This is a genomic window from Primorskyibacter sp. S187A (assembly GCF_049800955.1).
Taxonomy (GTDB): domain Bacteria; phylum Pseudomonadota; class Alphaproteobacteria; order Rhodobacterales; family Rhodobacteraceae; genus JAKVBH01.
Genome location: NZ_JBNAGA010000001.1, coordinates 957,467 through 982,970, shown reverse-complemented (window position 1 = coordinate 982,970; position 25,504 = coordinate 957,467). Strand labels below are relative to the sequence as shown.

The window sequence follows — 25,504 nt, the reverse complement described above, 5'->3', positions numbered from 1 at the left end:
CATGGCACAAGCAACCCTTACTGTGAACCTTGGCGCGATCTGCGACAACTGGCGCGCGCTGGCGGCGCGGTCGCAAAGCGAGACCGGCGCAGTCGTCAAGGCCAACGCCTATGGGCTGGGCGTGGAGCAGGTCTCGCAAAGCCTCGCCCATGCCGGCGCCCGGCAGTTCTTTGTGGCGGTGGCCGATGAAGGCGCAGCCCTGCGCCGCGCTCTCGGACGCGGTCCTGAAATCTACGTCTTCTCGGGTCATATGAACGGAGATACGGCCACCATTCGGGATCATCAGCTCACCCCGCTGATCAATTCGATTGACCAGATGTTGCGCCATGTTGAAGCCCTGCCCGGACAGCCCTTTGGCTTGCAGCTGGATACGGGCATGAACCGGCTTGGCATGGAGCCGTCCGAATGGTCGGCCCTGCGCGACATTGCGCTGGCCCAAGCGCCGCGCCTCGTGATGTCGCATCTGGCCTGTGCTGATGAGGCGCATCACCCGATGAACAACCACCAATTGCAGGCGTTTCGCGAGATGACCGAGGGCATTGAAGCCCCACGCTCGCTTGCCGCCACAGGGGGCATCCTGCTCGGGGCGGGATATCATTTCGACATGACCCGGCCAGGGATTGGGCTTTACGGCGGCCTGCCCTTCGCGGAGGCCAAGCCGGTTATCCAGTTGCATATCCCTGTCATTCAGACGCGTGCCCTAGAGCCCGGCGAAACCGTGGGCTATGGCAACACATTTGTCGCGCAGAGGCCCATGCGCATTGCCACCATTTCGGCGGGCTACGCGGATGGCCTCCTGCGCGCCATGGGGCCTCGGGCGCAGCTGGTCTCGGGCGGGCAGTACTGCCCGGTGGCCGGGCGGGTTTCCATGGATCTGATCGGCGTCGACATTACAGACCTCGCCCATGAGCCCGAAACACTGGAGTTGATCGGGCCGCATCAGGGAGTTGATTTGCTGGCGGATTGGGCGGGCACAATCGGCTACGAAGTGCTGACTTCGCTGGGCGCACGCTACAACCGGGTGTATCTGGCGTCGTGATCCGGCTGCTGGCGTCCCTTGGCCGCAATGTGCTGGCCCTGTTGGCGGCCGTCGGCCGGGTGACGCTCTTTGCATTGGAGACGGTCTCTCATCTTGCGCGTCCGCCGTTCTATTGGCGCGAGTTTGGCCACGCATTGGTCCAGATCGGGTGGCTGTCGCTGCCCGTTGTGGGGCTCACGGCGCTCTTTACGGGCGGTGCGCTGGCGTTGCAGATCTACGCAGGCGGTGCGCGGTTTAACGCAGAAGCCGTTGTTCCCTCCATCGTTGCGATCGGCATGGTGCGCGAGCTGGGGCCGGTTCTGGGCGGCTTGATGGTCGCCGCGCGGGTGGCGTCTTCAATCGCTGCCGAGATTGGCACGATGAAAGTCACCGAACAGATCGACGCGCTTGTCACCCTCTCAACCCATCCGATGAAATACCTCACGCTGCCGCGCGTGCTTGCGGCAACGCTGGCTGTTCCGGTGCTTGTCGCGGTGGGTGACAGTATCGGCATCTTCGGCGGCTATCTCGTGGGCGTGACCCGCCTTGATTTCAACGCCGCCGCCTATCTCAAGAACACGGTTGATTTTCTGGAGTTCTGGGATGTGGCCTCGGGCCTCGTGAAAGGCGCAGTCTTCGGCTTTATCGTGGCTCTCATGGGTTGCTACTACGGGATGCACTCGGGCCGTGGTGCGCAGGGCGTGGGCCGGGCCACGAAGGCGGCAGTGGTCTCGGCCAGCGTGCTGATCCTGGCCGCGAATTACATCCTGACGGAGGTGTTTTTCGCGGCATGATCACTCTTAGGGACGTCCATAAATCCTTCGGCGCCAACCACGTGCTGCGCGGGGTCAACCTGCATGTGCCTACGGGCGAGAGCATGGTCATCATCGGCGGCTCGGGCACCGGAAAATCCATCACGATCAAGACGGTGCTGGGCCTTGTGGAGCCAGACAGCGGCGAGATCGAAGTGAATGGTCAGAGCATCGCCAATGCTGACCGAGATCAATTCCTCGCGGGCTTTGGCATGCTGTTTCAGGGCGGCGCGCTTTTTGACAGCCTGCCGGTGTGGCAGAACGTGGCCTTCCGTCTGCTACGGGGCAGCCTGAAGAAACCCAAAGATGAGGCGCGCGAGATCGCCATTGAGAAGCTGCGTCGCGTGGGCCTCAAGCCTGACGTCGCGGACCGCTTCCCCGCCGAGCTCTCCGGTGGCATGCAGAAACGCGTGGGTCTCGCCCGCGCCATCGCCGCCGAGCCGCGCATCATCTTCTTCGATGAGCCCACCACAGGCCTCGATCCGATCATGTCCGGCGTCATCAATGACCTGATCCGCGAGATCGTGACCGAGATGGGCGCCACAACCATCACCATTACCCATGACATGACCTCCGTGCGCACCATTGCGGACCGGGTGGCCATGCTGCACGACGGGGTGATCCAGTGGACCGGGCCCATCGCTGATCTGGAACGCTCGGGCGATCCCTATCTCGATCAGTTCATCCATGGCCGCGCCGAAGGTCCGATTGAGGCGGTGCGCTGATGTTGTTGGAGCCATCTCCTGCGCTCTACGCCTTCTTCTTCCTGCAGACCTTTCTGTTTGTCCCGATCATCGCAGTGCTGGCGGTGCTGCGCTTTGCGGTTGCGGGAGGGCACGCGAGGCTGGCAGGCTTTGTCGCTATTCTGACCGCCTTTGGGGCGCTGTTTTTGCAGTTCGGCCCGGCGCTTATGGGGCTCTATGAAGGCGCGTTGCCCGTCATCGCAGGCCAGATCACGCGCGCGGGGCTGGGGCTGGCCTTGCCGCTGGCTGTCTCGGCGCCGCTGCTGCTCTCCGCCGTCCTGCCCGGGCGGCGCTGGTGGGGGGTCGACCTGTTGCACATGCTGGCGCTGGTCTCCCTTCTGGGGCTGTTCATCTGGACGCGCGTTCTTTGAGCAGGCGGCTGACAGCCATGAGCGCTGCGGGCACAATACACAGCGCCCCAATCGACGCCACCGCGCCAAACCCCAGCGCAGAGAAAACAGGTCGCATGGCCGCGACACCGGCAAACATCGCCACATAAGTGGTCGCGGAATAGAGGCCCAGAATTGCGCCGCGCTGCGTGCGGTCCAGAGCGGTCAGGCGGCTCACGATCAGGTTGAGACCCAGATGATTGACACCTCCCCAGACCAGACACATCGTCAAAAGTGACCAGACAGCGCCCGCGCTGACATTCAAAACAAGATAGACCGCGATCAACGCACCGAACACCATAGGTGCCGCGCGCGAGGTCCCGAAACGGTCGATCAACCGATCCAGCGGCGCGACCGCGCCAAAGCCCACCCCGTAGCTGAGCGCCGAGATCCCCGCCAGCGTTGTGCTTGTGCCCAGAACGCTGGTCATATGTGCGCCCAGATAGCCATAGGTGCCATAAAACGCCGCCATGAAGAGCGCCGCTGTCAGAAGCGCGGGCCACAGGCCTGGCACGCGCAATGCACTGAGAGGCGCGCTCCGCGCTCCGGTGCGCGCCGTACCCTGTGCTGTGGGCGCGAGGATGGCCGCCAAGACAAACGTCATGAGACCCATCCCCGCAAAAACACCGCGCCAATGCACGAGATCCGCGAGAATGGCCGCGAGCGCCACCCCCACGACGAGGCTCAAGGTCCACCCGGTCAAAACGCGCCCCAACGTCTCGCTTTCCCGGCCCTCTGGCGCCAGTTCTGCCGCCAGCGCATAAATCACTGGCAAGGCCACGCCCGCCCCCACGCCGGCCAACGCTTGCCCCAGGGACAGGCTCATCACGCCAATCGCACCCGCGGACAGGATCAAACCAATAGTGATGACGCCAAGCGCCCACACCAGCGACCGGCGCAAGCCAAAGCCATCCGCGCGCGGCGCCAGCGTCAAGGCGGACAACGCCGTCGCAGCCCCATAGACCGCGGAGGCCTGCACAACGCTTGCAGCCGACGTATCAAAACTCACGGCAACAGCCGCCGCAAGCGGGCTCAATGCAAGGGAATTTGCGCCAACCGTCGCAATGGCCAGCGTGAGAAGCAGGATCGGAGACATGCACGCGCTCTTGAACCGGCCTGTTGTCAGACGCAAGCCTCTCTTGAACCCCGACCAATTCCAGAGCGCCATTCCTCTTCTTTTGCCCTCAAATACCTCGGGGGAGCGCAAACGCAGTTTGCGCGGGGGCAGAGCCCCCAATCCTGCGGGCTCTTGGCATTTCCCCCGTTTTGCCGGACAAGCGCACCATGGCAAAAGCAAAGACTTCCTTCTCCTGCGCGGAATGCGGCAATGTGACATCCAAGTGGTCAGGGCGCTGCGAAGCCTGTGGCGCCTGGAATTCCATTTCCGAAGATGCTGGCATCTCCGACGGCCCCGCCGCCACCTCGCTGGGACAGGCCCGGGGCCGCGCCGTAGCGCTGACGGATCTGTCAACCGAGGAGACGCCCCCGCCCCGCAGCCTCTCAAGGTTGGGCGAGCTTGACCGGGTCCTCGGCGGTGGACTGGTGGACGCCTCCGCGATCCTCGTGGGCGGCGATCCCGGCATCGGAAAATCCACGCTTCTTCTGCAAGCCGCGGCCCGGTTTGCCCAATCAGGCGTCAAGACAATCTACATCTCCGGCGAAGAGGCCAGCGCGCAGGTCCGTATGAGGGCCCAACGCCTTGGCCTCGCCGACGCCCCCGTCAAGCTGGGGGCCGAAACCAACCTGCGCGATATCCTGACGACGCTGGAGCAGGAGAAGCCGCGTCTCGCGATCATCGATTCCATTCAGACCATGTGGGCCGACAACGTGGGCTCCGCGCCCGGCTCCGTCAGCCAGGTCCGCGCCGCCGCCCATGAGCTCACGACCTTTGCCAAGCGCAAGGGCATGTCCGTTGTCCTTGTGGGCCATGTCACGAAAGAGGGCCAGATTGCGGGCCCGCGCGTGGTCGAGCATATGGTCGACACTGTGCTCTACTTTGAAGGCGAACGCGGCCACCAATTCCGCATCCTGCGCGCTGTCAAAAACCGCTTCGGCCCCGCCGATGAAATCGGTGTATTTGAGATGACGGGACAGGGTTTGGCCGAAGTGACGAACCCGTCTGCGCTCTTTCTGTCGGAACGCGGCACGCCCGCACCCGGCTCCGTGGTCTTTGCGGGCATCGAGGGCACGCGGCCCGTTCTGGTGGAGCTACAAGCCCTCGTGGCCCCCTCGCCCCATGCGCAGGCTCGCAGGACAGTCGTGGGTTGGGACGGCTCACGTCTCGCCATGATCCTCGCCGTGCTCGAGGCCCGCTGCGGCATCCCCTTTGCCGGGCTCGATGTTTATCTCAATGTCGCAGGCGGTATGAAGATTTCAGAGCCCGCGGCCGATCTCGCCGTCGCTGCCGCTCTCCTCAGCGCGCGCGAAGACACCGCCCTGCCTGCCGAGTGTGTCGTTTTTGGCGAGATTTCTCTCTCCGGTGCCCTGCGACCCGTGGGTCAGGGTGAGAATCGGTTGAAAGAAGCGGCCAAACTTGGTTTTACGTCAGCCATCGTGCCGCAAGGGGGGAAATTGGCGGGCACGGAGGGTGTGGCCTTGTCCCGTGTGGGCGATCTGGCGGCATTCGTGGGTGAACATTTCGGCGCGGGATAGCGCGCCCAAGACACGAAGAGAGGCAGAGCAGATGGACGGCTTTACGCTCGTGGATGGCATTGTTGCCGTGGTCATCGTCATGTCAGCGCTGCTGGCCTACAGCCGGGGCTTCGTGCGTGAGGGTCTGGCCATCGCAGGCTGGATCGGCGCCGCCATTCTGGCCTTCATCTTCGCGCCGCAGGTCGAACCACTGGTCAAGGAACTGCCCGTCGTGGGCGGCTTTATTGGCGACAGTTGCGAGCTGGCCATCATCACAGCCTTCGCGCTCGTGGTGGCAGCCGTGTTGGTCGTCTTCTCGCTTTTCACACCGCTCTTCTCCTCGCTTGTCCAACGCTCGATCTTCGGCGGTTTGGATCAGGGGCTGGGCTTCGTCTTTGGCGTGTTGCGCGGCATCCTGCTCGTGGCTGTGGCCTATTTCGTCTATGAAACCGTGCTCACAACGCAAGACATCGCCATGATCGATGACAGTCGCTCCGCCCGCGTCTTTGGCCGCCTGACCGGCACGATCGAAAACCAGAACCCCGAAGCAGCGCTCAGCTGGATCACCCGCCAGTACGAACAACTCGTGGGCGTCTGCGACACACCGACCTGATGGCGAACAAGAGCGGCGTGCCATTGTGGCGCGCCAAATCGACCGATCCTGTCGTGACAGCGCCCGCCCGACGCTTTAAGACTTTGCCCATCATTTAACCGGATTCGGAGCTGCCGCTTGTCCGACCACGTCATGCCCCCCGCCCATCCTTTCGATGATGACAAACTGAAGGAGGAATGCGGGATCTTCGGCGTCATCGGCGTCACCGATGCTGCCAATTTCGTGGCCCTTGGCCTGCATGCCCTGCAACACAGGGGTCAGGAAGCAGGCGGCATTGTCGCCCATGATCCTGACACCGGTTTCAACTCCGCGCGTCGTTTCGGATATGTGCGCGACAATTTCACATCGCAGAAGCTCATGGAAACCCTGCCCGGTCCGCTGGCCATCGGCCATGTGCGCTACTCGACCGCGGGCTCCAAGGGCCAGACCGCCATCCGCGACGTGCAGCCCTTCTTTGGCGAATTCTCCATGGGCGGCGCTGCCATCGCCCATAATGGCAATATCACCAATGCCGATGCGCTCCGCCGCGAGCTGATCGAACGCGGCTCAATCTTCCAGAGCTCATCTGACAGCGAATGCATCATCCACCTCATGGCCCGCTCGCTCCAGCGCAATATCCCCGAGCGGATGGAAGACGCGCTGCGCCGCGTCGAAGGCGCTTTCTCCGTCGTCGCCATGACCCGCACCAAACTGATCGGTGTGCGTGACCCGCTAGGCGTGCGCCCGTTGGTTCTGGGCAAAGTCGGCGATGGCTGGTGCCTCAGCTCGGAGACCTGCGCGCTGGATATCATCGGCGCGGAGTATGTCCGCGAGATCGAGCCCGGCGAGATGGTCGTGATCACCGACAAGGGCGTCGAAAGCATCCGCCCCTTCCGCCCGCAAAAATCCCGCTTCTGCATCTTCGAGCATGTCTATTTCTCGCGCCCTGACAGTATCCTCGGCGGCCGCTCCGTCTACGAAACCCGCCGTCAGATCGGCGTGGAACTCGCCAAGGAAAGCCCCGTGGAGGCCGACCTTGTCTGCCCCGTCCCCGACAGCGGCACGCCCGCTGCCATTGGCTTCAGCCAGGAATCGGGCATCCCCTACGCCATGGGCATCATCCGCAACCAATATATGGGCCGGACATTTATCGAGCCCACCGAGCAGATCCGCAACATGGGCGTGCGCCTCAAGCTCAACGTGAACCGCGCGCTGATCCAAGGCAAACGGGTGATCCTCGTGGACGACAGCGTTGTGCGCGGCACGACGTCGCGCAAGATCAAGGAAATGATCCTCGATGCCGGCGCCGCCGAAGTGCATTTCCGCATCGCCTCCCCGCCCACGGCCTGGCCCTGCTTTTACGGTGTGGACACGCCACAACGCGAAAAACTCCTCGCCGCGACCATGAGCGAAGAGGAAATGCGCGACCACCTCGCGGTCGACAGCTTGAAGTTCATCTCGCTCGATGGCCTCTACCGCGCCGTGGGCGAGGCACAGGGCCGCGATCCCAAAAGCCCGCAATATTGCGACGCCTGCTTCTCGGGCGAATACCCCGTCGAGCCCGCAGACATGTTGGAAAAAGGCTTCCAGATGAAAGCTGCCGAATAACCGCAGGGCAACTGGGCCCAAGCCTTCTTTTGTCCCTAAATACCTCGGGGAGGCGCAAACCCCGTTTGCGCCGGGGCAGAGCCCCATACCCAAAAAATCCAGCGCGGGCGCAGCCCGCTCCTTGTGGAAACGTCCCCGAAAAGAAAAAGGCCGGAGCAATGCCCCGGCCCGTTTCACATCAGATGGCGCAGGCTCACCGCTTGGAGAGAACCTTCCAGCCGCCGGTGACGATCAGAGCCGCCAAAACCGCTTTCACGGCATCGCCCAGCAGGAACGGTGTCGCGAACCATCCCAGCGTCGTGGCCAGATCCGCGCCCGCCCAACCGGCCGAGATGCCCGTCGCGTTGGCCACGGCCAGCGGCCAGGCCAGACCGGGGATATAAATCACAGCCGTCGCAAGTGCTGCGGCCAGTGTCGTGCCGACAATCCCGCGCACGCCCATGTCAGCGGCTTTGCCCGCGATCCAGGCCAGCGCCACAAAACCCACGAGGAAGCCCGCCGTGGGGCCCGCGAACGCCGCGCCATTGTTGAAATTGGCAAAGACAGGCAAGCCCATCGCCCCTTCCGCGAGATAGGCCAGCACCGCAATCGCGCCCAGACGCGCCCCGAGCGCAAAGCCCACCAGCAGAATGGCCAGCGTCTGCAGCGTCAGCGGCACGGGATAGAACGGCACCGAAATCTGCGCGGCAACAGCGATGAACATCGTGGCGGCCAGAACAACCAACGCCTGACGCATCAGGCTCATCTGTCCGAGAGCGGCTTGGGTGAGGGTCATGGGCAACTCCTTCAGGGTCTTTTACCTACGTTGTTACCGTCTTGCGGTCTGCCCCCCGGCAAGTCAAGCGGGGCTTGCGCTAACAGGCCCGCTCTGGCATGTCGCACCCCCATGACAGACAGCAAACCCACCGCCCTGATCACCGGCGCCTCGCGCGGCCTTGGCTTCTCACTGGCCGAACAATTGGCCGAGACCCATCATGTCATCGCCGTCGCGCGCACCACCGGCGCCCTTGAAGAACTCGATGACCTGATTCAGGCCAAGGGCGGACAGGCCACGCTGGCACCGATGGACATCAGCGTCGAGCCCGCCATGGCGCAGCTCTGCCGCGGGATCTATGACCGCTGGGGCACGCTCGATCTGTGGATCCACGCCGCCGTGCACGCCGCGCCGCTGACGCCGGCGGGCCATCTGAACATGAAAGACTGGCAGAAATCGGTGGATATCAATGTGACCGCGACAGGTCGCCTCATCGCCTTTGTGGCCCCCTTGCTGGGCGAGCGCGGCACGGCCGTCTTCCTTGATGATGCACGGGCGGGCGAGAAATTCTTCGGCGCTTACGGATCAACAAAGGCCGCGCAGATCGCACTGGCGCGCAGCTGGGCTGCGGAAAACACGAAAAGCGGCCCACGCGTCATCGTGCATGAACCGGCCCAGATGGGCACCGCCACCCGCGCCCGCTTCTTTCCGGGTCAGGACCGCGATGCGCTGGCCAAACCCAAAGACGAGGCTGCACGCCTCATCGCATCACTGGGTTAAGACAGAGCGCCCCGCGCCAAGCTAGTCGTCTGACATTTCGTCGACACGCCGCTCAGCCAGGATCATGGTGATCGTGTCTGACATCAGCTTTGCCTGCGCCCGGCTGGTCACGCCGCCCACACCGATGCGCCGTCCCATGGTCCAGTAGAGCCCGGGCCGCCAACTGCGACCCACAGGATCGCGCGTTTTGAGCAAAAATCCATTGGACGGTTTGAACGCAAAGACCCCGCGATCCACGTTTTCGATCTCATCAAGCGAGACGATCCTGCGGCCACTGGTGTCCCAAAGTCCGTCATCGGTCAGGCGCAGACCAAGGGCCGTGGATTGCCGCATCTTCTCGCCGCCCCAGATCGCCAAAGCGCCGGTTGCGAAGAGAAAGACAACCCAGCCCACGCTGTCAGGCGGGCGCAAGGCCCCAAGCGTTAGCAGCAACAGGCCAAGCCCATAGAGCATGCCCACGCCCAACCAGCGACGACCGGGCGGCGCGTACATTTCCGCAATGACCTCAGGTGGCGGTGCGTTCGATGCTGGCATGGAGACTCCCTTTTGCGTCTGCCTACCCGATGTCATCGGACTTGGCGAGTGGGCGCGGCCTTTGGCCCGCTCAGGCCTCATCCTGAATTCGAACATCCTTCTCAAAAAACACGTCAAACGTGTTAGGCTGAGGTATTCATTCAACGATTCATTGAGGCATTTCATGGCTATAGAAGTTGGAGACATCAAAGTGTATCACGGGCCCGCGGCCCATGGCGGGCCTGACGACCTGCTGGCCCCGATCCTCGGTTTCATTGCGCGGGCGAAGAAACGCCAGAACCTGATGATCGCCATTCAGGAGATCGACCACCCGGCCATTGCCGAGGCGATCATCGCGGCCCGGCTGCGCGGGGTCACCATCGATCTGGTCATGGAGCAAAGCTACCTGCTGGCCGCGCGCAAGCCCAAAAGCGTCGAGGACACCCGCGCGCCGGGCGGCAAGCACGAGATCAACCGACAGCTCTTCAATGCGATCCTGCGCTCGACCACGGATGTGAAGGTCGATTTCAACCCTGCGATTTTCCACCAGAAATTCATGGTGTTGGGCGATGCGGTCCTGACAGGTTCCACCAACTTCACCACCACAGGCGTGACGAAGAACCTCAACCACGTCGTCATCATCGAGGACAAGGGCATCGCCAATGCCTATAAGCGCGAGTTTCGCGATATCCGCGAGGGGCGCTTCGGGAAGTTCTCGCTGGGCCATGGGCGCAAACCGATTGAGGATGATGTCTCGGGCATCCGCGTCAAACCGCTCTTTGCGCCGGACCATGGCCCGGAAATGGAGATCATGAAGCAGATCCTGAAGGCGCGCCGCCGCGTGGATTTCGCCTCCTTTACCTTCGCGCAAAGCTCCGGGATTGATGACGCGCTGATCGCGGCCCACCGCAATGGCATCAAGGTGCGCGGCGTGCTGGATCGGCGGCAGGCCAACCAACGCTGGGCCGCCAAGGTGCCTCTGCAACAGGCGGGCATCGACATTCGCATCGCAGGCGGGACGGGCCAGCTTGGCAAGGTGCACCACAAGTTGATGGTCATTGACGACGAGGTCACGATCTTCGGCAGCTTCAACTACACCCGCCCCGCCAACAAATCGAATGATGAGAATATCATCGTGGTGGGAGACGCGGAGGAAACCCGCGCCGCCTCCCGCGCGGGTCAAGCCGAGATTGCCCGGGCCTCGCGCGCCGAGATCGACCGGATCATCGACACGTTTGCGGATTGAAGGTGAGTGGCGAGGAAGATGAGTGAGAGGCCTTAGCTCCTAAGTCTCGCGCCCGCGCTGTCGAAGGCAAAGGCCAGATGGTCGTCGAAATCCAAAGAGATATCCGCGCCGACCTGTGTCGGGTCCTGTCCGAAGATGCGCACGGTCAGCGCCTCGCCCTCAGCCGTGCGTACCAGCAGGTTGGTATCCCCGCCCAGACGTTCCACATGGGTGACGCGGCCCGCAATCCGGCCTTCCGCTGTGGGGCGCAAGTGTTCAGGTCTGATCCCCAGATGCCCGCCCTGCGGGATGGCAAGCGCCGCTTTTTGCAGAAAGTTCATGGAGGGCGCGCCCAGAAAGCCTGCCACGAACTGGTTGGCCGGATTGTTGTAGAGCTCCATGGGTGAGCCCACCTGCTCCACCCGGCCATCGCGCAGCACGACGATCTTGTCGGCCAGCGTCATGGCCTCGGTTTGGTCATGGGTCACGTAGATCATCGAGGCGCTCAAGGCGCGGTGCAACTCGGCAATCTCGATCCGCGTGTTCATGCGCAGCGCCGCGTCGAGATTGGACAGAGGCTCGTCAAACAAAAACAGTTTGGGCTCCCGCACAATGGCGCGCCCGATGGCCACGCGCTGACGCTGCCCGCCGGAGAGATCCGAGGGCCGCCGGTCCACATACGCCGCGAGATCCAGCATCGTGATAGCTTTCTCGACACGCGCCTCGATCACCGCTTTGGGCTGTTTCTCCTGTTTGAGGCCAAGGGCCATGTTGTCTCGTACGCTCAGATGCGGGTAGAGCGCGTAGGATTGGAACACCATGGCAATGCCCCGCTTTGCGGGCGGCACGGCATTGACCACATCGCCACCAATCTGGACCGTACCGCGTGTGGCGTCCTCGAGACCCGCGATGACGCGCAGCAAGGTAGATTTGCCGCAGCCCGAGGGCCCGACGAAGACGACAAACTCGCCCTCCTCCACGGTAAGGTTGATGTCCTTGAGCACCTCGACCGGGCCGAAGCTCTTGCAGACATCTGTCAGGGTCAGGGCGGTCATGGCTGCTCTCCCAATGCGACGGGCTGGCCCGTGCGGATGCTCTCGTCGGCGGCCAGACAGATGGCCAGGGACTGGATGGCGTCGCTCATGTGGCGCGTCAGGTCGATATCCTCCGCAATAGCGCGGATCATGAAAGCCTGTTCGGCATCGCAAAGCTCCTGATGGCCCGGCTCATCGGGCATTTCGATCAACTGATCGCCGCCGGGCCTGTGCACGAGGATACCTCCCACCTTGGTGTGCCCATCCACATCGTCTGACGCCCCCTTGTTGCCCTCGGTGATCGAAACGGCCCCCGCAGGCGAGACCACGTCTTTGACGAAAAAGGCCGTCTCCGACATCATCGGACCCCAGCCCGCCTCGTACCAGCCGACCGATCCATCTGCGAACCAGACTTGCAGCTGGCCGTAATTGTACATCTCGGGTGCAATCTCCTCGGAGAGCCTGAGCCCCATGCCCGAGACGCGCACAGGAGCGGCATCGGTGATCTGGCACATGACATCGACGTAATGCACCCCGCAATCCACGATGGGGCTCGTGGTCTGCATGAGCGCCTTGTGGGTCTCCCATGTGGGGCCATCCGATTGCTGGTTGAGGTTCATGCGGAACACGTAAGGCCCGCCGAGATCCCGCGCCTCTGAGATCAGCCGCTGCCAGCTGGGGTGGTGACGCAGAATGTAGCCGATGACGAGCTTGCGGCTCAGCCGCTGCGCTGTCTCGACCACGCGGCGGGCATCTGCGACGCTGGTGGCCAGCGGCTTTTCGACAAAGACATCCGCCCCTGCCTCCATCGCGGCAATGGCGTAATCGGCATGGCTGTCGGAATAGGTGGCGATGCAGACCAGATCGGGGCGCAGCGCCAGCCCCTCCTCGAAGGTTTTAAAGCGCGGATAACCCTGCAAATCCTCCGGCAGATCCGCCTCGGAGCGATTGACCAGCCCCACGATCTCCGCTTGCGGATGGGCGTGATAGGCCAGCGCGTGGCTGCGCCCCATATTGCCAAGACCTGCAACCACAACTCTCATTTGACCGCTCCCGATGTGATGCCGCGAATGAGCTGACGCGAGAAGATGACGTAAAGCGCCATGACCGGCAGGATCGCCAGCGACAGCGCCGAGAGGACCGCGTTCCAATCGGTCACGAATTGCCCGATGAAGACCTGACTGCCGAGCGTGAGCGTCTTGACCTCTTCTGCCGGAGCCAGGATCAGCGGGAACCACAGATCGTTCCAGATCGGGATCATGTTGAACACCGCCACCGTCGCCATCGCAGGGCGCACGAGCGGCAGGACCAGCTGAAAGAAGATGCGGTATTCCGAGAGCCCGTCGATCCGGCCCGCGTTCTTGAGATCGTCCGAGACCTGCCGCATGAATTCCGACAGGATGAACACCGCCAGCGGCAGGCCCTGCGCGGTATAGACAAGGATCAGCGCCCACAGCGTGTTGACCAGCCCGGTGGCCACCATCATCTCCAGGATCGCGACCGTGCCGATGCGAATGGGGATCATGATGCCAAGCGCGAGATAAAGCCCCATCAGCGTATTGCCCCGGAAGCGGTATTCGGCCAGCGCAAAGGCCGCCATCGCGCCAAAGAGCAGGATGAAGAAGAGCGAGGCCACCGTCACGATCATCGAGTTCTGGAAATAGAGGAAGAAATCCCCCTGTTTGAGCACCGTCTCATAGCCGATGAGCGAGAAACTCTCGGAATTGGGCAGCGCCAGCGGCTCGCGAAAGATCGCCCGACGTTCCTTGAAACTATTGATCACAATCACAAAAACCGGAAAGAGCGCGATCAGCGTATAGAGCAAGAGCGCGCCATGGGCGGCGATGGTGTTGAAGCGGTTTTGGCGGGCAATGGACATCGGCACCCCCTCAGAACTGATAGCGGCGCATGCGCGATTGTATCCCGAAGAGATACAGGCACACGCCCAGCAGGATGATCACGAACATGCCCGAGGCAATAGCCGAGCCCATATGCGGATCGCCCAGTTGCAGCTGAAAGCCGAAGAAGGTGCGATAGAGGAAAGTGCCCAGAATATCGGTGCTGAAATCCGGCCCGGCCAGCGCGCCCTGGGCGGCATAGATCAGATCAAACGCGTTGAAATTGGCCACGAATGTCAGGATCGAGATGATCCCGATGGACGGCAGGATCAGCGGCAGCTTGATCTTCCAGAAGGCCGCAAAGCCCGTGATGCCCTCGACCTCCGCCGCCTCCAGGATTTCATCGGGGATCGACAGGAGCGCGGCATAGATCAGCATCATCGGAATGCCCACAAACTGCCAGACCGAGACAAGCGAGAGCGTCGTGAGCGCGTATTCCTCTTTGCCGAGCCAGGGCGCGTAGAGCGATTTCAGCCCCACCGCGTCCAGCATGCCCGGCGCAATGCCCCAGATGGGCGAGAGGATCAGCTTCCACGCAAAGCCCACGATCACGAAGCTCAGGATCGTGGGGATGAAGATGGCCGAGCGGTAAAAGCTCGCGAAGCGCAAACGCGGATGGCTCAGGATCGCCGCCAGCGCGATGCCAATGGGGTTCTGGACCAGCATGTGGATCACGAAAAACCACAGGTTGTTGCCCAGCGCGTTCCAGAACTGCTGGGACCAGAGAGGATCCCCGAAGAGTGTCCTGAAGTTCTGTAATCCTACGAAAACCCGTTCCTGATCGACCTCCGTAAAGAGCGCCAGCCGCAGCGTATTGAAGAGGGGATAGATCATCACCGCAGTGTAGACGAGCACAGCGGGCGCGAGAAACACCGCGATATGCCAGCGCCGCTTGGGGCGCATGTTGTGATCATCCATCGACGGGGTCCTCTTCTTCTGCGGCATTTTTCTTGCGCCATTATTCGCTGCGCGAGACAGAAGCGGCCCGCCCCGGCGCACACAGGCACCGGAGCGGGGCATATCACCAGCAGGATTACTGCTGCGGTGCGTACCAGCTGGCGAGGCCCTCTTGCAGACGCGCGCCTGCTTCTTCAGGCGTCTCATCGCCCTTGATCACGGCCACGGAGGCGTTCCATGTCTCGTTCTCAAGATTGGGCGTGCCGCGCGAGAGGACCTGATAGGTCGAGCGGATCGTGCTTTCACATTCCCCGCGCCAGGAGATGAACTCCTGCGCCAGCGGATCTTCCAGCGTCACCGGCGCATCAGAGAGCGGGAAGAAGCCGGGCAGCGCATTGGCAAAGATCGTCGCGAATTCGGACGAGCCGACCCAGTTGAGGAAGACCTCAGCCGCTTCCTTGTTGGGCGTGGCTGCATTCATCCCGATGCCGATATCGGTGTGATCAGAAATGTAGCAGGTATCGCCTGCGTTCTGCACCGGCGGATAGAAAGCACCCATCTCGAAGTCGGCGAGATTGTTGAAGCCCGAGATTTCCCAGGAGCCCGTCGGATAGATCGCCGCGCGGCCCAGTGTGAAGATGTTCTGGCTGTCGGGATAGGTCTGCGCCTCAAACCCGTCACCCAGATAGTCTTTCCAGCGTGCCAGCTGGCGGTAGGGCGCAACCCAAGGCTCATCGGTCAGCTTCTGTTCGCCCGAAAGCAGCGCGAGGCGGCCCTCCTCGCCTTTCCAGTAGTTCGGCCCGATGTTGTTGTAGCCCATCGTGGCCGCTTCCCATTGGTCATTGGTGCCCATGGCCATGGGGATGTAGCTGCCATCTTCCTTGATCTTGTCGAGGGCGGCGAAGAACTCGGCCTCTGTGGCAGGCTCTTCAAGGCCCAGTTCGGCAAAGGCATCCTTGTTGTAGATGAAGCCGTGGATCACCGAGGCCATGGGCACACAGAATTGCACTGACGCGTCATCCGTGCTCCAGCCCGATTTGGCCACAGGCGAGAAATTGGCCATGCCGTCGATATTGGTAATGTCGGCCAGATGGCCCGCCTCAAAGAGCGCCAGAGACGCATCAAAAGGTCGACAGGTGATGATGTCCCCGGCCGAGCCCGCTTCCAGCTTGGAGTTCAGCACGGCGTTGTATTCCGCAGGCGCGGAGGGGGTGAAATTCAGCTTGATGCCGGGATGGGCGGCCTCAAACGCCGGGATGATTTCGTTTTGCCAGATCGTCAGATCGTCATTGCGCCAGCTCTCGATGGTCAGCGTGACGTCTTCGGCCTGTGCCGCGCCTGCGATGCAGGTTGTGGCCATCAAGGCCAGGGTGAGTTTGGTTGTTCGCATGGTGATCTCCCTGTTGATTAAGTGTCGTTTCTTGATCCAAGCGCTTGAAAACACGCGCCGAGCTGGCCCTCATGTTGCGCGAGCAAGGCTTGCGCCTCGGCGCGATTGCAGCCGCTTGCCACAAGGATGGCCGGTTTTGCATGCCCCCCGGTCTGTGCCAGCGCGGCCTCCGCAATGTCCTCCGATACATCTGCGATCTGCCTCACAATGCCCACGGCGCGGCGCTTCAATTTCATATTGTCGGCGATCACATTCACCATCAAGCCCTTGTAGACGTGGCCCAGGCGGACGCCCATCAGCGAGGACATGATGTTGAGCGCGATTTTCTGTGCCGTCCCCGCCCCGAGCCGAGTGGATCCCGCGACCAGTTCAGGCGGCGTCGGCAGGCAAATTGCGATCCGGGCCGCGGCCAGAAGCGGCGTGTTTGCGTTGTTGGCCAGAGCGATGATCGTCGCTCCCCGGGCCCGTGCCGCAGCCGCAATGCTGAGCGCATAGGGCGTGGTCCCGCTGGCGCTGAGCACGATGATCGCATCCTCCGACGTGACATCCGCCATGGCCTGCAAGGCTGTGTCGGTGTCATCTTCCGTCTCGCCCGGCATATGCCCCGACGCAGGGACACCGCCTGCCATGTGAATTCTGACTTGGCGCTGCGGGATCCCGAAGGTTCCGGGCAGCTCGCAGGCATCCGCCAGAGCCATCAGGCCCGAGCTGCCTGCGGCGGCGTAGATGATACGCCCACGCGCGCGCAGCGTCCGCGCCATCACATCAGACGCAGCAACAACTTCGGGCATGGCCTGATCCACGACCGCAGCCGCCTGTCGATGCGCGGCAGCCATCATGGCGCCCGCATCCAGCGCCGACGCCGCGTCGATCGTGTCGCCCTGACTGACTGCTTCTGTCGTTGGCACTGACATGCGAATCCCCCTTCTGCCATCTAATACCTTTTAAATACCTATTGTCTACAATCACGTGTCGCGCGCCATTGGGCGACGATTGACCAGACCAAAATAGCCAATTTGGGCTTTCTTTTCACCAATAGGTATCCTAAAGGTATTAATTAGAGCATCGTGGCCGAACATGCGCTCGAGCTGCGGCCAAGGCGCAAAGAGGGACAGCGCGGCATGACCATCCAGGAGTTTCTCAAGCCTGATGACTGGCTTCATCCAGACGCGGGCCCCCGGTATCGACAGCTGCGCCAGCGCCTCAACGCGGCCGTGACGGCCGGCACCCTCAAGGCAGGCGATTCCCTGCCCCCGGAGCGCGAGTTGGCCGCTATAACAGGGCTCTCGCGGGTCACCGTGCGCAAAGCCATTCAGGCGCTGGCCAAAGACGGCGTCATCATTCAGCGGCAAGGCTCCGGCTCTTTTGTGACGGACGACACGCCGCATATCGAGCAATCCCTCTCCCGCCTGACATCCTTCAGCGAGGACATGGCCCGGCGCGGCCTGAACGCGACAAGCATCTGGCTCGAACGTGGTGTCTTCATGCCGTCGCCGGATGAGGTCATGGCGCTGGCCCTGCCCTCGGATGCCTCGGTCTCCCGCATCGCGCGGCTCCGGCTGGCTGGTGGCAAGCCAATGGCCATTGAACGTGCGTCGCTGCCCCCGGACATCCTGCCCAATCCGCTCATTGTCGAAGCCTCGCTCTATGACGTCATGGCGCAAAACGGTCATCGGCCCGTGCGGGCCTTGCAGAAGATCTCCGCCATCAATCTCGATGAGGAGACGGCGCGCTTGCTGGAAAGCGCGCCGGGCAAGGCCGGTCTGAGCATCGAGCGCAGTTCGTATCTGGCGGACGGCCGTGCGGTTGAGTTTACGCAATCCATCTACCGGGGCGACGCCTATAATTTCGTGGCCGAGCTGCGGCTTGGGAAAGAACAGGGTCCAAGATGAGCATGGCCGAGACACAGATGCGCCGCGAGGTGTTGGAAATTCCCGAAGCCGTCGCGCGGCTGCTGGCCCATGGCGCGGAAGATTTGGACCGCGCAGCGCAAGCCCTGCGCGCGCAGGCGCCTCGCTTCATGATCAGCGTGGCGCGGGGATCCTCCGACCATGTGGCAAGCTATCTCAAATATGCAGCAGAGCTTGAAACCGGCACGCCCATGGCCTCCGTCGGCCCCTCGATCGCCTCGGTCTATGACAGAAAACTTGGCTTGGATGGCAGCGCTTGCCTAAGCGTCTCTCAATCCGGCCAAAGCCCTGACATCGTCGCGATGGCGCGCATGGCCCGGGAGAGCGGCGCGCTCTCCATTGCCCTGACCAATGATCCCGCAAGCCCGCTGAGCGGCGTCGCGGATCACACCCTGGCTCTGCATGCCGGGCCCGAACTTAGTGTCGCCGCAACCAAGACCTTCGTGAACTCTGCCGTTCTGGGGCTTTGGCTTCTGGCGGCCTGGGCGGAGGATGCGCAGCTTCTGGCGGAAATCAGAGCGCTGCCCGATGCGTTGGACAAAGCGGTCCGGGCGGATTGGTCAGAGGCCTGCGCGGCCCTTGACGGGCGCAGCTCTGTCTTTTGTCTGGGCCGTGGCCCCGCCTACGCGATGGCCCATGAGGCGGCGCTCAAATTCAAGGAGACCTGCCAGCTGCACGCCGAGGCCTATTCCTCGGCCGAGGTCTTGCACGGGCCGGTCTCCATTCTGGACGCAGGCTTTCCCGTTCTGGCCTTTGCCGCCGCCGACGCCGCAGAGCCTGCCCTGATCGGCGTGGCGGACGCATTGGCCCAAAAAGGCGGCGCGGTTTTCGTCACGAGCCCCTTAGCCACAACTGCGCAGGCCCTGCCCGTCACACGCACAGGCCATGGTCTGACTGATCCGATCGCCCTTATCGCGAGCTTTTACGCCATGGTCGAACAGATCGCTGTATCCCGGGGGATCAACCCCGATGCGCCGCGCCATCTCCAGAAGGTGACGGAAACACGATGAGCCAGCCAGAAAGCGCGTTTGTCGGCGCGGACATCTTTGATGGAGAACGCCTGCAAACCGGCAAGGCCCTTGCGATTTGGGCCGATGGCACGTGCCAGATTGTCGCCGAGACCAATCTGCCCGTGGATTTGCCGAGGCACCTTCTCCCGGGCGGGACGATCACACCGGGATTTGTCGATCTACAGGTCAACGGCGGCGGCGGGCGGATGTTCAATGATGATCCGTCATGCGAGACGCTGGCCATCATGGCCGAGGCCCACCGGCGCGGCGGCACGATTGCGCTACTGCCGACGTTGATCACGGATACGCCCGCGCGCACAGCCGCCGCGATTGACGCCGCAGAACGCGCCATGGATGCCCGTATCCCGGGCATTGTCGGCCTGCATCTGGAGGGGCCACATCTGTCGGTCGCACGCAAGGGCGCCCATGATCCCAACCTGATCCGCACCATGGAGGCCGATGATCTGGCGGCGCTTTTGGGGGCTGCGGAGCGCTTGCCGAACCTTCTTGTGACAATCGCCCCAGAAAGCGTGACGCCTGCTCAGATCCACAAGATGCGCGACGCGGGCATAATCGTTTCGCTGGGCCATACCGATGCCAGCTACGACACCTGCATGCATGCCTTTGAGGCCGGAGCCAGCATGGCCACGCATCTGTTCAACGCCATGAGCCAGCTGACCAATCGCGAGCCGGGCCTTGTCGGGGCGGCGCTGGCGCGTGATGATGTTTTCGCTGGTGTGATCGCCGATGGTATTCATGTCCATCCGGTCAGCTTGCGTCTCGCTCTGGAGGCCAAATCCGAACCGGATCGCCTGTTCCTCGTGACCGATGCCATGGCAACGGCGGGCTCGGAGATCACCAGCTTCCAGCTCAATGGCAGACGCGTTCTGCGCCAGGACCAGCGGTTGACGCTGGAGGATGGCACTTTGGCCGGCGCGGATCTCGCACTCCCGAGGGCGCTACAAGTGATGACTGAACAGGTCGGAGACCCGCTGGAGCGCGCGCTGGCCCGCGCCACCCGGACCCCGGCCTCCCTGCTGCGCGCGCCGGGCCGCCTTGGCACATGGCCGCAAAACCTCTCGGATCTGATGTACCTCAGTGGGGGCCTGACGCAGGTCTGTGCCCTCGCGGACGCCCCATCTCGGCCATAGCCATCGAGTACCCTGTGCATCGCTGCACAAAGACGGCGCAGTTCTGTTGAATTGTGCGCCGCCCTCGCGCGCCCTATCTCCTGCGCAAATGCTCTACAGGAGACATCCCATGTCACTCAGACCCACTTTGGAAACCCGCAAGGCAGTCCCCACCATGGAAGGCGCAGGCGTGCACCTGCACCGCGCCTTTGGTTTTCAGGACCCCTCCGAGCTGGATCCGTTCCTGCTCTTTGACGATTTCCGCAATGACACGCCCGCCCATTTCGAGAAGGGCTTTCCCTGGCATCCCCATCGCGGGATCGAGACGATCACCTATGTGCTGAACGGCGAGGTTGATCACGGCGACAGCTTGGGCAACACCGGCACGCTGGGCGCAGGCTCCGTGCAATGGATGACCGCAGGCTCCGGCATCCTGCATCAGGAAATGCCGCGCGGGAATGCGCAGGGCCAGATGCATGGCTTCCAGCTCTGGGGCAACCTGCCCTCGTCGCTCAAGATGACCGCGCCGCGCTATCAGGATGTCGAGGCCAAGGAGATCCCCGAGATCATCGATGATGACGGCACGAAGGTGCGCGTGATCGTGGGTGAATTCTGGGGCAAGAAAGGCCCCGTGGATGGCATCGCCGCCGATCCGCAATATCTCGACGTGACGATCCTCGCGGGCGTGAAAAAGACGTTTCGGATCGACACCTATCGCCGGGCTTTCGCCTATGTCTTCGAAGGGGCTGGCGCCTTCGCTGATGCCTCCAACCCATCGGGCGTGCTTCTGGAGAAAGAGGTGGCGGGCGAGGAGGTCAATATCCGCGATCTCTCCGGCGACCGGACGCTCATCCGCTTTGGCAAGGGCGATGAGATCACGGTGCAGGCGGGCCCTGAGGGCATGCGCTTCCTGCTGATCTCCGGCGCGCCGATCAATGAGCCGGTGGCCTGGCACGGGCCCATCGTGATGAACACGCAGGAAGAGCTGATGCAGGCAATGCGCGATCTGCGCAACGACACGTTCATCAAGCCCGCGCACTGACCTGAGCTTTGGTCCGAGCCAGTCGCGCGCAGGCAGGCCTTGCTTGCGCGCCCTACTGCGCCTGTGACACGGGAGACCCTCCAGCGCCCATGTGCGGGCGATCCACGGGAGGGCGGCCATGATCCGAATATTGATGAGCGCGACATGTCTTTGCCTGCTTCTCGCGGCTGACCCGGCCTATGCCGAGGACTACCTTGGCAGCTATACCGCCTATATCGGCCCGGAGGATTTCTACAATTCATCCGGCGCGCGGATTTCATCGGTCTGCGGCGTCTTGCAGCAAGACCGGACCAATTACCATCGCTTCGGCAAACGCGATCCGCAAGATCAGGGGGATCCCTATTTCGCGACCCCTGCCGCCCGTGCTGTCATCGGGCGCGCCTGCGTGGCTGCGCAAGGGCACCAGCCGCGGATCATCGATGCAATCCGCGCAGGCAGGCCCATCGCCGTACCTGTGACTGTGATCGGCAGCGGGACAACACCTATGCGCGTCATTTTTGGCGAGATCGCCGGGTAACGCTGCGCCCGCCCAAGCGGGCTGGACATTGACACAGCCGTCTTGGCATCGACTTCAGCCTGTCTGAGACCAAAAGAACCGCGCGGTTGGCGATCTGACAGTCTCAACGGCGGTTCCCGGCCAGCGCCGGTCAGGCGAAACGGCAGGAGACTGCTGATACCACTCCCGCGCGCTCCACAGACTTGCGCGCTTTGCGACAAGCCCGCAGGCTCCACACCAGCGACGCGACCTGACAAACCACCACTCACGCTTTGGCCAAAGAAAGAGCGGCGCTGCGGAGGATACATCCCGCAGCGCCGCTTGGTATAGCTCACATGGCTTTGATTGCAGCGATGCCTGGTGATCAGAGCGCGTCAGTCCCGCTCAAGCAGGCCCGCACGGAAGAGAAGGCCCGCGACAACCGCGCCGATGATCGGGGCGAGAATGAAGAGCCAAAGCTGTGCAATTGCCGTCCCACCGACCATGATTGCGGGACCAAAGGAGCGCGCCGGGTTCACCGAGACGCCCGTGATATTGATGCCCACCAGATGAATGACGACCAGCGCCAGACCAATGGCCAAACCGGCGAATTCATCGGGCACGCCAACGCTAGTTGCCCCGAGGATCACAACCATGAAGAGGAAGGTTGCCACCACTTCGAAGGTAAACGCCGCGGCCATGGTATACTCGCCCAGATACCCCGCGCCCCAGCCGTTCTGGCCCAGACCATTTGCGGCAACGGAGTAATCCGCTTTGCCCGACGCGATCACCATCAAGATCACCGCCGCCACGATCGCGCCTGCGACCTGCGCTATGATGTAGCGCACGGCCTCCGAGATCTCCATCCGGCCCGCAGCGACAGCGCCCAACGATACGGCCGGGTTGATATGGCAGCCCGAGATTGGGCCAATTCCGTAAGCCATGCCAATCAGCGCGAGGCCAAAGGCGAAACTGATCCCCATCAGCCCGATATCACCACCGGCAATCACCGCGGCCCCGCATCCCAGAAACACCAACGTGAATGTGCCAATGAATTCCGCAAACATTTTACTCATGACATTGTCCCTCTTGTCCATCATGGCCTTGGGATGCGCTTTGCGGCGCGCGAATGCATGGGGAAAAACAGTTAGAAAAACCCGAGGGCTGATGCGCGTGTTGGACACGCGGGCCAGCGCGACAGACAAATTCCGCAGATCGACGACAAAGCCAAACGACCGCCAGACGGCGCCCGGGGGTCTCAGGCGCCGACCATCCCGCGCACCATGTCCCAGTAGATCGTCTGCACGTCATCCCGGTCCAGCCGACCGTCATCGCGATACCAGGTATTCACACCTGTGAGCATGGCAATGATGGCCATGGTCGTGATCTTGGTGTCCTGGACCGTCAGGCTGCCTTCGGCGAGCCCGGCGCGCAAGATGCCTTCAAGCTCGTCTTCATAGGCCCGGCGCAACGCCTCCACATCGGCAAAATGCGCCTCGGTCAGGTTGCGCAATTCCATGTAGGATACAAAGACAGCATCGGGCCGCTCAAGATGAAAGGCGATGTGAAACCGCGTAAAAGCCTCCAGCTGAGCCAGAGCGCCTGCCGGTGGTGCCGCCGCCCGTCGCGCCGCCAAAAGCTCGTCCATATGCCCTTTGAGCAAAGAGACGAGCAGCGATTGTTTGTCGGGCGTGTAATTGTAGAGCGCGCCAGCCTGCACGCCGACCTCCGCTGCAATCTGGCGCATGGAGACGGCTGCATAGCCATGCCGCGCAAACAGGCGCAGCGCCGCTGCGCGGACACGCGGTCCTGTGATATCGGAGTGAGAGCCTTGGGTGCGCGCCATGCGCTCAGGTTAACTGAACGAGCGTTCAGATCAAAGAGCCCGCTTGCCCCGGGCGCGCAATCGCGGCAAGAGAGACACATGCGGGTTTCGTTTCCTCTCCTCAGCCTTTGCGCCGCCCTCGGGCTGGCCGCCTGCGCTCAGTTTCCCCAGCTTGACGCCGTGGAGGAAGGCGGCGTGGATACGGCGCCCTACCCGCAGCTGTTGCCGCTCGAGCAACTCACCGAAGGCCCGGCTTTGACCGCGACACCGCAGGTGCGCTCCGGAATTCTGGCCCGCGCGGAGAGCCTGCGCGCCCGCGCCGCGCGATTGAGCAATCGCCCTGTGATCGACACCACGACGCGCCGCCGCATGGCGCGCGGGGTTCGTCGGGCGCGCTAGCCACACCGCGCCAGAAGCGCCCGGCGGTCACGGCCCCGTTGCATCCCTGCGTTGCGCGCGGTATCGCAGCTTCAAGCACCATCCAGATCAAGGACATCCCCATGAGTACTCCCCTCCGTATCGGCATCGCTGGGCTTGGCACTGTGGGCATCGGCGTTGTCAAAATTCTGCGGCAGAAATCGGCCCTGCTGGAGGCCCGCACCGGTCGCAAACTCGAACTCACCGCGATCTCTGCGCGGTCGAAGTCCAAGGACCGTGGCGTGCCTCTCTCCGGCTATGCCTGGGAGGATGATCCTGTGGCTCTGGCCCGCCGCGGAGATGTTGATGTCTTTGTTGAGTTGATGGGCGGCGAAGATGGTCCGGCGAAAGCCGCGACAGAGGCAGCGCTCGACACAGGAAAAGACGTTGTGACCGCGAACAAGGCCATGCTGGCCGTCAACGGGCAAGCGCTGGCGGCGCGTGCGGAAGCCGCCGCGCGCGTGGTGCGCTTCGAGGCAGCCGTGGCGGGCGGTATCCCTGTCGTGAAAGCATTGACCGAGGGGCTTGCGGGCAATGACATCACCCGGGTTCTGGGCGTCATGAACGGCTCGTGCAATTATATCCTGACGCGCATGGAAGACGCCGGGCTTACCTACCAGGAGGTCTTTGATGAGGCCAATGCGCTTGGCTATCTCGAAGCGGACCCCGAGCTCGACGTGGGCGGGATTGATGCGGGTCACAAGCTGGCGCTTCTGGCGTCCATTGCTTTTGGCACGCAGGTGAATTTCGCAGGCGTCGAACTGGAAGGCATCGGCGCTGTGTCCATCGATGACATCCGGCGCGCGGGCGATATGGGCTATCGCATCAAGCTTCTTGGCGTGGCTCAAATGACCGGGCGTGGGCTGGAACAGCGCATGACGCCCTGCCTTGTGCCCAAAAGCTCGCCCATGGGGCAGCTCACTGGCGGGACGAACATGGTTGTGCTGGAAGGCGATCAGGTCGAACAGGTTGTCCTGCGCGGCCCCGGCGCGGGCGAAGGCCCCACGGCCAGCGCGGTGTTGTCCGACATCATCGACATCGCGCGTGGCACGCGGCTGACCACCTATGGCCAGCCCGCTCATACTCTGGTGCCCGCAACGCCAGCCCGCTCCGCGACGCCCGCGCCTTATTACCTGCGCATGGCGCTGGAGGACAAACCCGGCGCCCTGGCCAAGATCGCCACGGTTCTGGGCGAGGCCGGGATCTCCATCGACCGGATGCGCCAATACACCCATGAAGGCCCCCATGCGCCGGTCCTGATCGTAACGCATAAGACAACCCGCTCGGCGCTGGATGAGGCCTTGGCGGCCATGGGCGGCACGGGCGTTATGGCGGGCGAACCGGTCGCGCTGCGTATCGAGAACCTCTGAACCGCGCCCGCATTGGGCTTTGGCAGGCTCGGGTGCAGGGC

Annotated in this window: 27 protein-coding genes; 16 read left to right on the top strand and 11 right to left on the bottom strand. The window is 62.8% G+C overall.

Annotated elements, in window-relative coordinates; all coding sequences use genetic code 11:
• Position 1: 1 nt before the first annotated feature.
• From alr to ACP15S_RS04990, 4 genes are read left to right on the top strand one after another with little or no spacing between them, the layout of a single operon-like run.
• Positions 2–1,039 (top strand): alanine racemase, encoded by a 1,038-nt coding sequence (alr, locus tag ACP15S_RS05005; RefSeq protein ID WP_425038474.1) that lies wholly within the window; start codon positions 2–4, stop codon positions 1,037–1,039.
• Positions 1,036–1,812: an MlaE family ABC transporter permease gene (locus ACP15S_RS05000; protein ID WP_425038473.1), complete on the top strand. Its 777-nt coding sequence runs from the start codon at positions 1,036–1,038 to the stop codon at positions 1,810–1,812. The genes alr and ACP15S_RS05000 overlap by 4 nt, the downstream gene beginning before the upstream one ends.
• On the top strand, positions 1,809–2,555 hold the full coding sequence (locus ACP15S_RS04995) for an ABC transporter ATP-binding protein (protein WP_425038472.1): 747 nt from the start codon (positions 1,809–1,811) through the stop codon (positions 2,553–2,555). Before ACP15S_RS05000 ends, ACP15S_RS04995 begins: the two co-directional genes overlap by 4 nt.
• Complete coding sequence (locus tag ACP15S_RS04990) at positions 2,555–2,944, top strand: hypothetical protein (RefSeq protein WP_425038471.1); 390 nt, start codon at positions 2,555–2,557, stop codon at positions 2,942–2,944. The genes ACP15S_RS04995 and ACP15S_RS04990 overlap by 1 nt, the downstream gene beginning before the upstream one ends.
• Here ACP15S_RS04990 and ACP15S_RS04985 read toward each other — a convergent pair.
• On the bottom strand, positions 2,922–4,058 hold the full coding sequence (locus ACP15S_RS04985; protein ID WP_425038470.1) for an MFS transporter: 1,137 nt from the start codon (positions 4,056–4,058) through the stop codon (positions 2,922–2,924). The genes ACP15S_RS04990 and ACP15S_RS04985 overlap by 23 nt on opposite strands.
• Positions 4,059–4,246: 188 nt before the next feature.
• On the opposite strand from ACP15S_RS04985, the gene radA reads away from it, so the two are divergent.
• The 3 genes from radA to purF all read left to right on the top strand — a co-directional run bounded on the left by radA (position 4,247) and on the right by purF (position 7,793).
• The gene (radA, locus tag ACP15S_RS04980) at positions 4,247–5,614 is read left to right on the top strand and encodes a DNA repair protein RadA (protein ID WP_425038469.1); all 1,368 of its coding nucleotides are present in this window, start codon (positions 4,247–4,249) and stop codon (positions 5,612–5,614) included.
• Between the two features lie 31 nt (positions 5,615–5,645).
• Positions 5,646–6,206, top strand: coding sequence for a CvpA family protein (locus tag ACP15S_RS04975; RefSeq protein ID WP_425038468.1), 561 nt, complete (start codon positions 5,646–5,648; stop codon positions 6,204–6,206).
• A gap of 132 nt (positions 6,207–6,338) precedes the next feature.
• Positions 6,339–7,793: an amidophosphoribosyltransferase gene (gene purF / locus ACP15S_RS04970; RefSeq protein ID WP_425039656.1), complete on the top strand. Its 1,455-nt coding sequence runs from the start codon at positions 6,339–6,341 to the stop codon at positions 7,791–7,793.
• 193 nt (positions 7,794–7,986) lie between these two features.
• Here the strand turns inward: purF and ACP15S_RS04965 are convergent, their stop codons facing one another.
• Positions 7,987–8,568, bottom strand: coding sequence for a biotin transporter BioY (locus ACP15S_RS04965; RefSeq protein ID WP_425038467.1), 582 nt, complete (start codon positions 8,566–8,568; stop codon positions 7,987–7,989).
• Between the two features lie 111 nt (positions 8,569–8,679).
• On the opposite strand from ACP15S_RS04965, the gene ACP15S_RS04960 reads away from it, so the two are divergent.
• Positions 8,680–9,327, top strand: a complete 648-nt coding sequence (locus ACP15S_RS04960; RefSeq protein ID WP_425038466.1) for an SDR family oxidoreductase — start codon at positions 8,680–8,682, stop codon at positions 9,325–9,327.
• Between the two features lie 21 nt (positions 9,328–9,348).
• Here ACP15S_RS04960 and ACP15S_RS04955 read toward each other — a convergent pair whose 3' ends face one another.
• Positions 9,349–9,861 (bottom strand): hypothetical protein, encoded by a 513-nt coding sequence (locus ACP15S_RS04955; RefSeq protein ID WP_425038465.1) that lies wholly within the window; start codon positions 9,859–9,861, stop codon positions 9,349–9,351.
• Between the two features lie 163 nt (positions 9,862–10,024).
• Here ACP15S_RS04955 and ACP15S_RS04950 point away from each other — a divergent pair, with 163 nt between their 5' ends.
• Entirely contained in the window at positions 10,025–11,086 is a 1,062-nt protein-coding gene (locus ACP15S_RS04950; RefSeq protein ID WP_425038464.1) for a phospholipase D-like domain-containing protein, read from the top strand.
• Between the two features lie 32 nt (positions 11,087–11,118).
• Here the strand turns inward: ACP15S_RS04950 and ACP15S_RS04945 are convergent, their stop codons facing one another.
• The 6 genes from ACP15S_RS04945 to ACP15S_RS04920 form a co-directional block, all read right to left on the bottom strand.
• Positions 11,119–12,120 carry an ABC transporter ATP-binding protein gene (locus ACP15S_RS04945; protein WP_425038463.1) on the bottom strand — a complete coding sequence of 334 codons (1,002 nt, stop codon included), beginning with the start codon at positions 12,118–12,120 and terminating at the stop codon, positions 11,119–11,121.
• The gene (locus ACP15S_RS04940; RefSeq protein WP_425038462.1) at positions 12,117–13,142 is read right to left on the bottom strand and encodes a Gfo/Idh/MocA family protein; all 1,026 of its coding nucleotides are present in this window, start codon (positions 13,140–13,142) and stop codon (positions 12,117–12,119) included. The genes ACP15S_RS04945 and ACP15S_RS04940 overlap by 4 nt, the downstream gene beginning before the upstream one ends.
• Positions 13,139–13,978 carry a carbohydrate ABC transporter permease gene (locus ACP15S_RS04935; RefSeq protein ID WP_425038461.1) on the bottom strand — a complete coding sequence of 280 codons (840 nt, stop codon included), beginning with the start codon at positions 13,976–13,978 and terminating at the stop codon, positions 13,139–13,141. Before ACP15S_RS04935 ends, ACP15S_RS04940 begins: the two co-directional genes overlap by 4 nt.
• Before the next feature lie 10 nt (positions 13,979–13,988).
• Positions 13,989–14,900, bottom strand: coding sequence for a carbohydrate ABC transporter permease (locus ACP15S_RS04930; protein WP_425039655.1), 912 nt, complete (start codon positions 14,898–14,900; stop codon positions 13,989–13,991).
• Between the two features lie 130 nt (positions 14,901–15,030).
• A complete protein-coding gene (locus ACP15S_RS04925) occupies positions 15,031–16,284 on the bottom strand; it encodes an ABC transporter substrate-binding protein (protein ID WP_425038460.1) in 1,254 nt (417 codons plus the stop codon).
• 17 nt (positions 16,285–16,301) lie between these two features.
• On the bottom strand, positions 16,302–17,198 hold the full coding sequence (locus tag ACP15S_RS04920; RefSeq protein ID WP_425038459.1) for an N-acetylmuramic acid 6-phosphate etherase: 897 nt from the start codon (positions 17,196–17,198) through the stop codon (positions 16,302–16,304).
• A gap of 207 nt (positions 17,199–17,405) precedes the next feature.
• Here ACP15S_RS04920 and ACP15S_RS04915 point away from each other — a divergent pair, with 207 nt between their 5' ends.
• The 5 genes from ACP15S_RS04915 (at position 17,406) to ACP15S_RS04895 (ending at position 21,893) form a co-directional block, all read left to right on the top strand.
• On the top strand, positions 17,406–18,176 hold the full coding sequence (locus tag ACP15S_RS04915; protein WP_425038458.1) for a GntR family transcriptional regulator: 771 nt from the start codon (positions 17,406–17,408) through the stop codon (positions 18,174–18,176).
• The gene (locus tag ACP15S_RS04910; RefSeq protein WP_425038457.1) at positions 18,173–19,204 is read left to right on the top strand and encodes an SIS domain-containing protein; all 1,032 of its coding nucleotides are present in this window, start codon (positions 18,173–18,175) and stop codon (positions 19,202–19,204) included. The genes ACP15S_RS04915 and ACP15S_RS04910 overlap by 4 nt, the downstream gene beginning before the upstream one ends.
• The gene (nagA, locus tag ACP15S_RS04905) at positions 19,201–20,355 is read left to right on the top strand and encodes an N-acetylglucosamine-6-phosphate deacetylase (RefSeq protein ID WP_425038456.1); all 1,155 of its coding nucleotides are present in this window, start codon (positions 19,201–19,203) and stop codon (positions 20,353–20,355) included. Before ACP15S_RS04910 ends, nagA begins: the two co-directional genes overlap by 4 nt.
• A 109-nt stretch (positions 20,356–20,464) precedes the next feature.
• Positions 20,465–21,376 (top strand): pirin family protein, encoded by a 912-nt coding sequence (locus tag ACP15S_RS04900; protein WP_425038455.1) that lies wholly within the window; start codon positions 20,465–20,467, stop codon positions 21,374–21,376.
• A gap of 118 nt (positions 21,377–21,494) precedes the next feature.
• Entirely contained in the window at positions 21,495–21,893 is a 399-nt protein-coding gene (locus ACP15S_RS04895) for a hypothetical protein (RefSeq protein WP_425038454.1), read from the top strand.
• Positions 21,894–22,246: 353 nt separating this feature from the next.
• Here ACP15S_RS04895 and aqpZ read toward each other — a convergent pair whose 3' ends face one another.
• The gene (gene aqpZ / locus ACP15S_RS04890; protein WP_425038453.1) at positions 22,247–22,927 is read right to left on the bottom strand and encodes an aquaporin Z; all 681 of its coding nucleotides are present in this window, start codon (positions 22,925–22,927) and stop codon (positions 22,247–22,249) included.
• Positions 22,928–23,109: 182 nt separating this feature from the next.
• Positions 23,110–23,697 (bottom strand): TetR/AcrR family transcriptional regulator, encoded by a 588-nt coding sequence (locus tag ACP15S_RS04885; RefSeq protein WP_425038452.1) that lies wholly within the window; start codon positions 23,695–23,697, stop codon positions 23,110–23,112.
• Positions 23,698–23,775: 78 nt separating this feature from the next.
• On the opposite strand from ACP15S_RS04885, the gene ACP15S_RS04880 reads away from it, so the two are divergent.
• Entirely contained in the window at positions 23,776–24,075 is a 300-nt protein-coding gene (locus ACP15S_RS04880; protein WP_425038451.1) for a hypothetical protein, read from the top strand.
• 101 nt (positions 24,076–24,176) lie between these two features.
• The gene (locus ACP15S_RS04875) at positions 24,177–25,463 is read left to right on the top strand and encodes a homoserine dehydrogenase (protein ID WP_425038450.1); all 1,287 of its coding nucleotides are present in this window, start codon (positions 24,177–24,179) and stop codon (positions 25,461–25,463) included.
• The last annotated feature ends 41 nt before the right edge of the window (positions 25,464–25,504 follow it).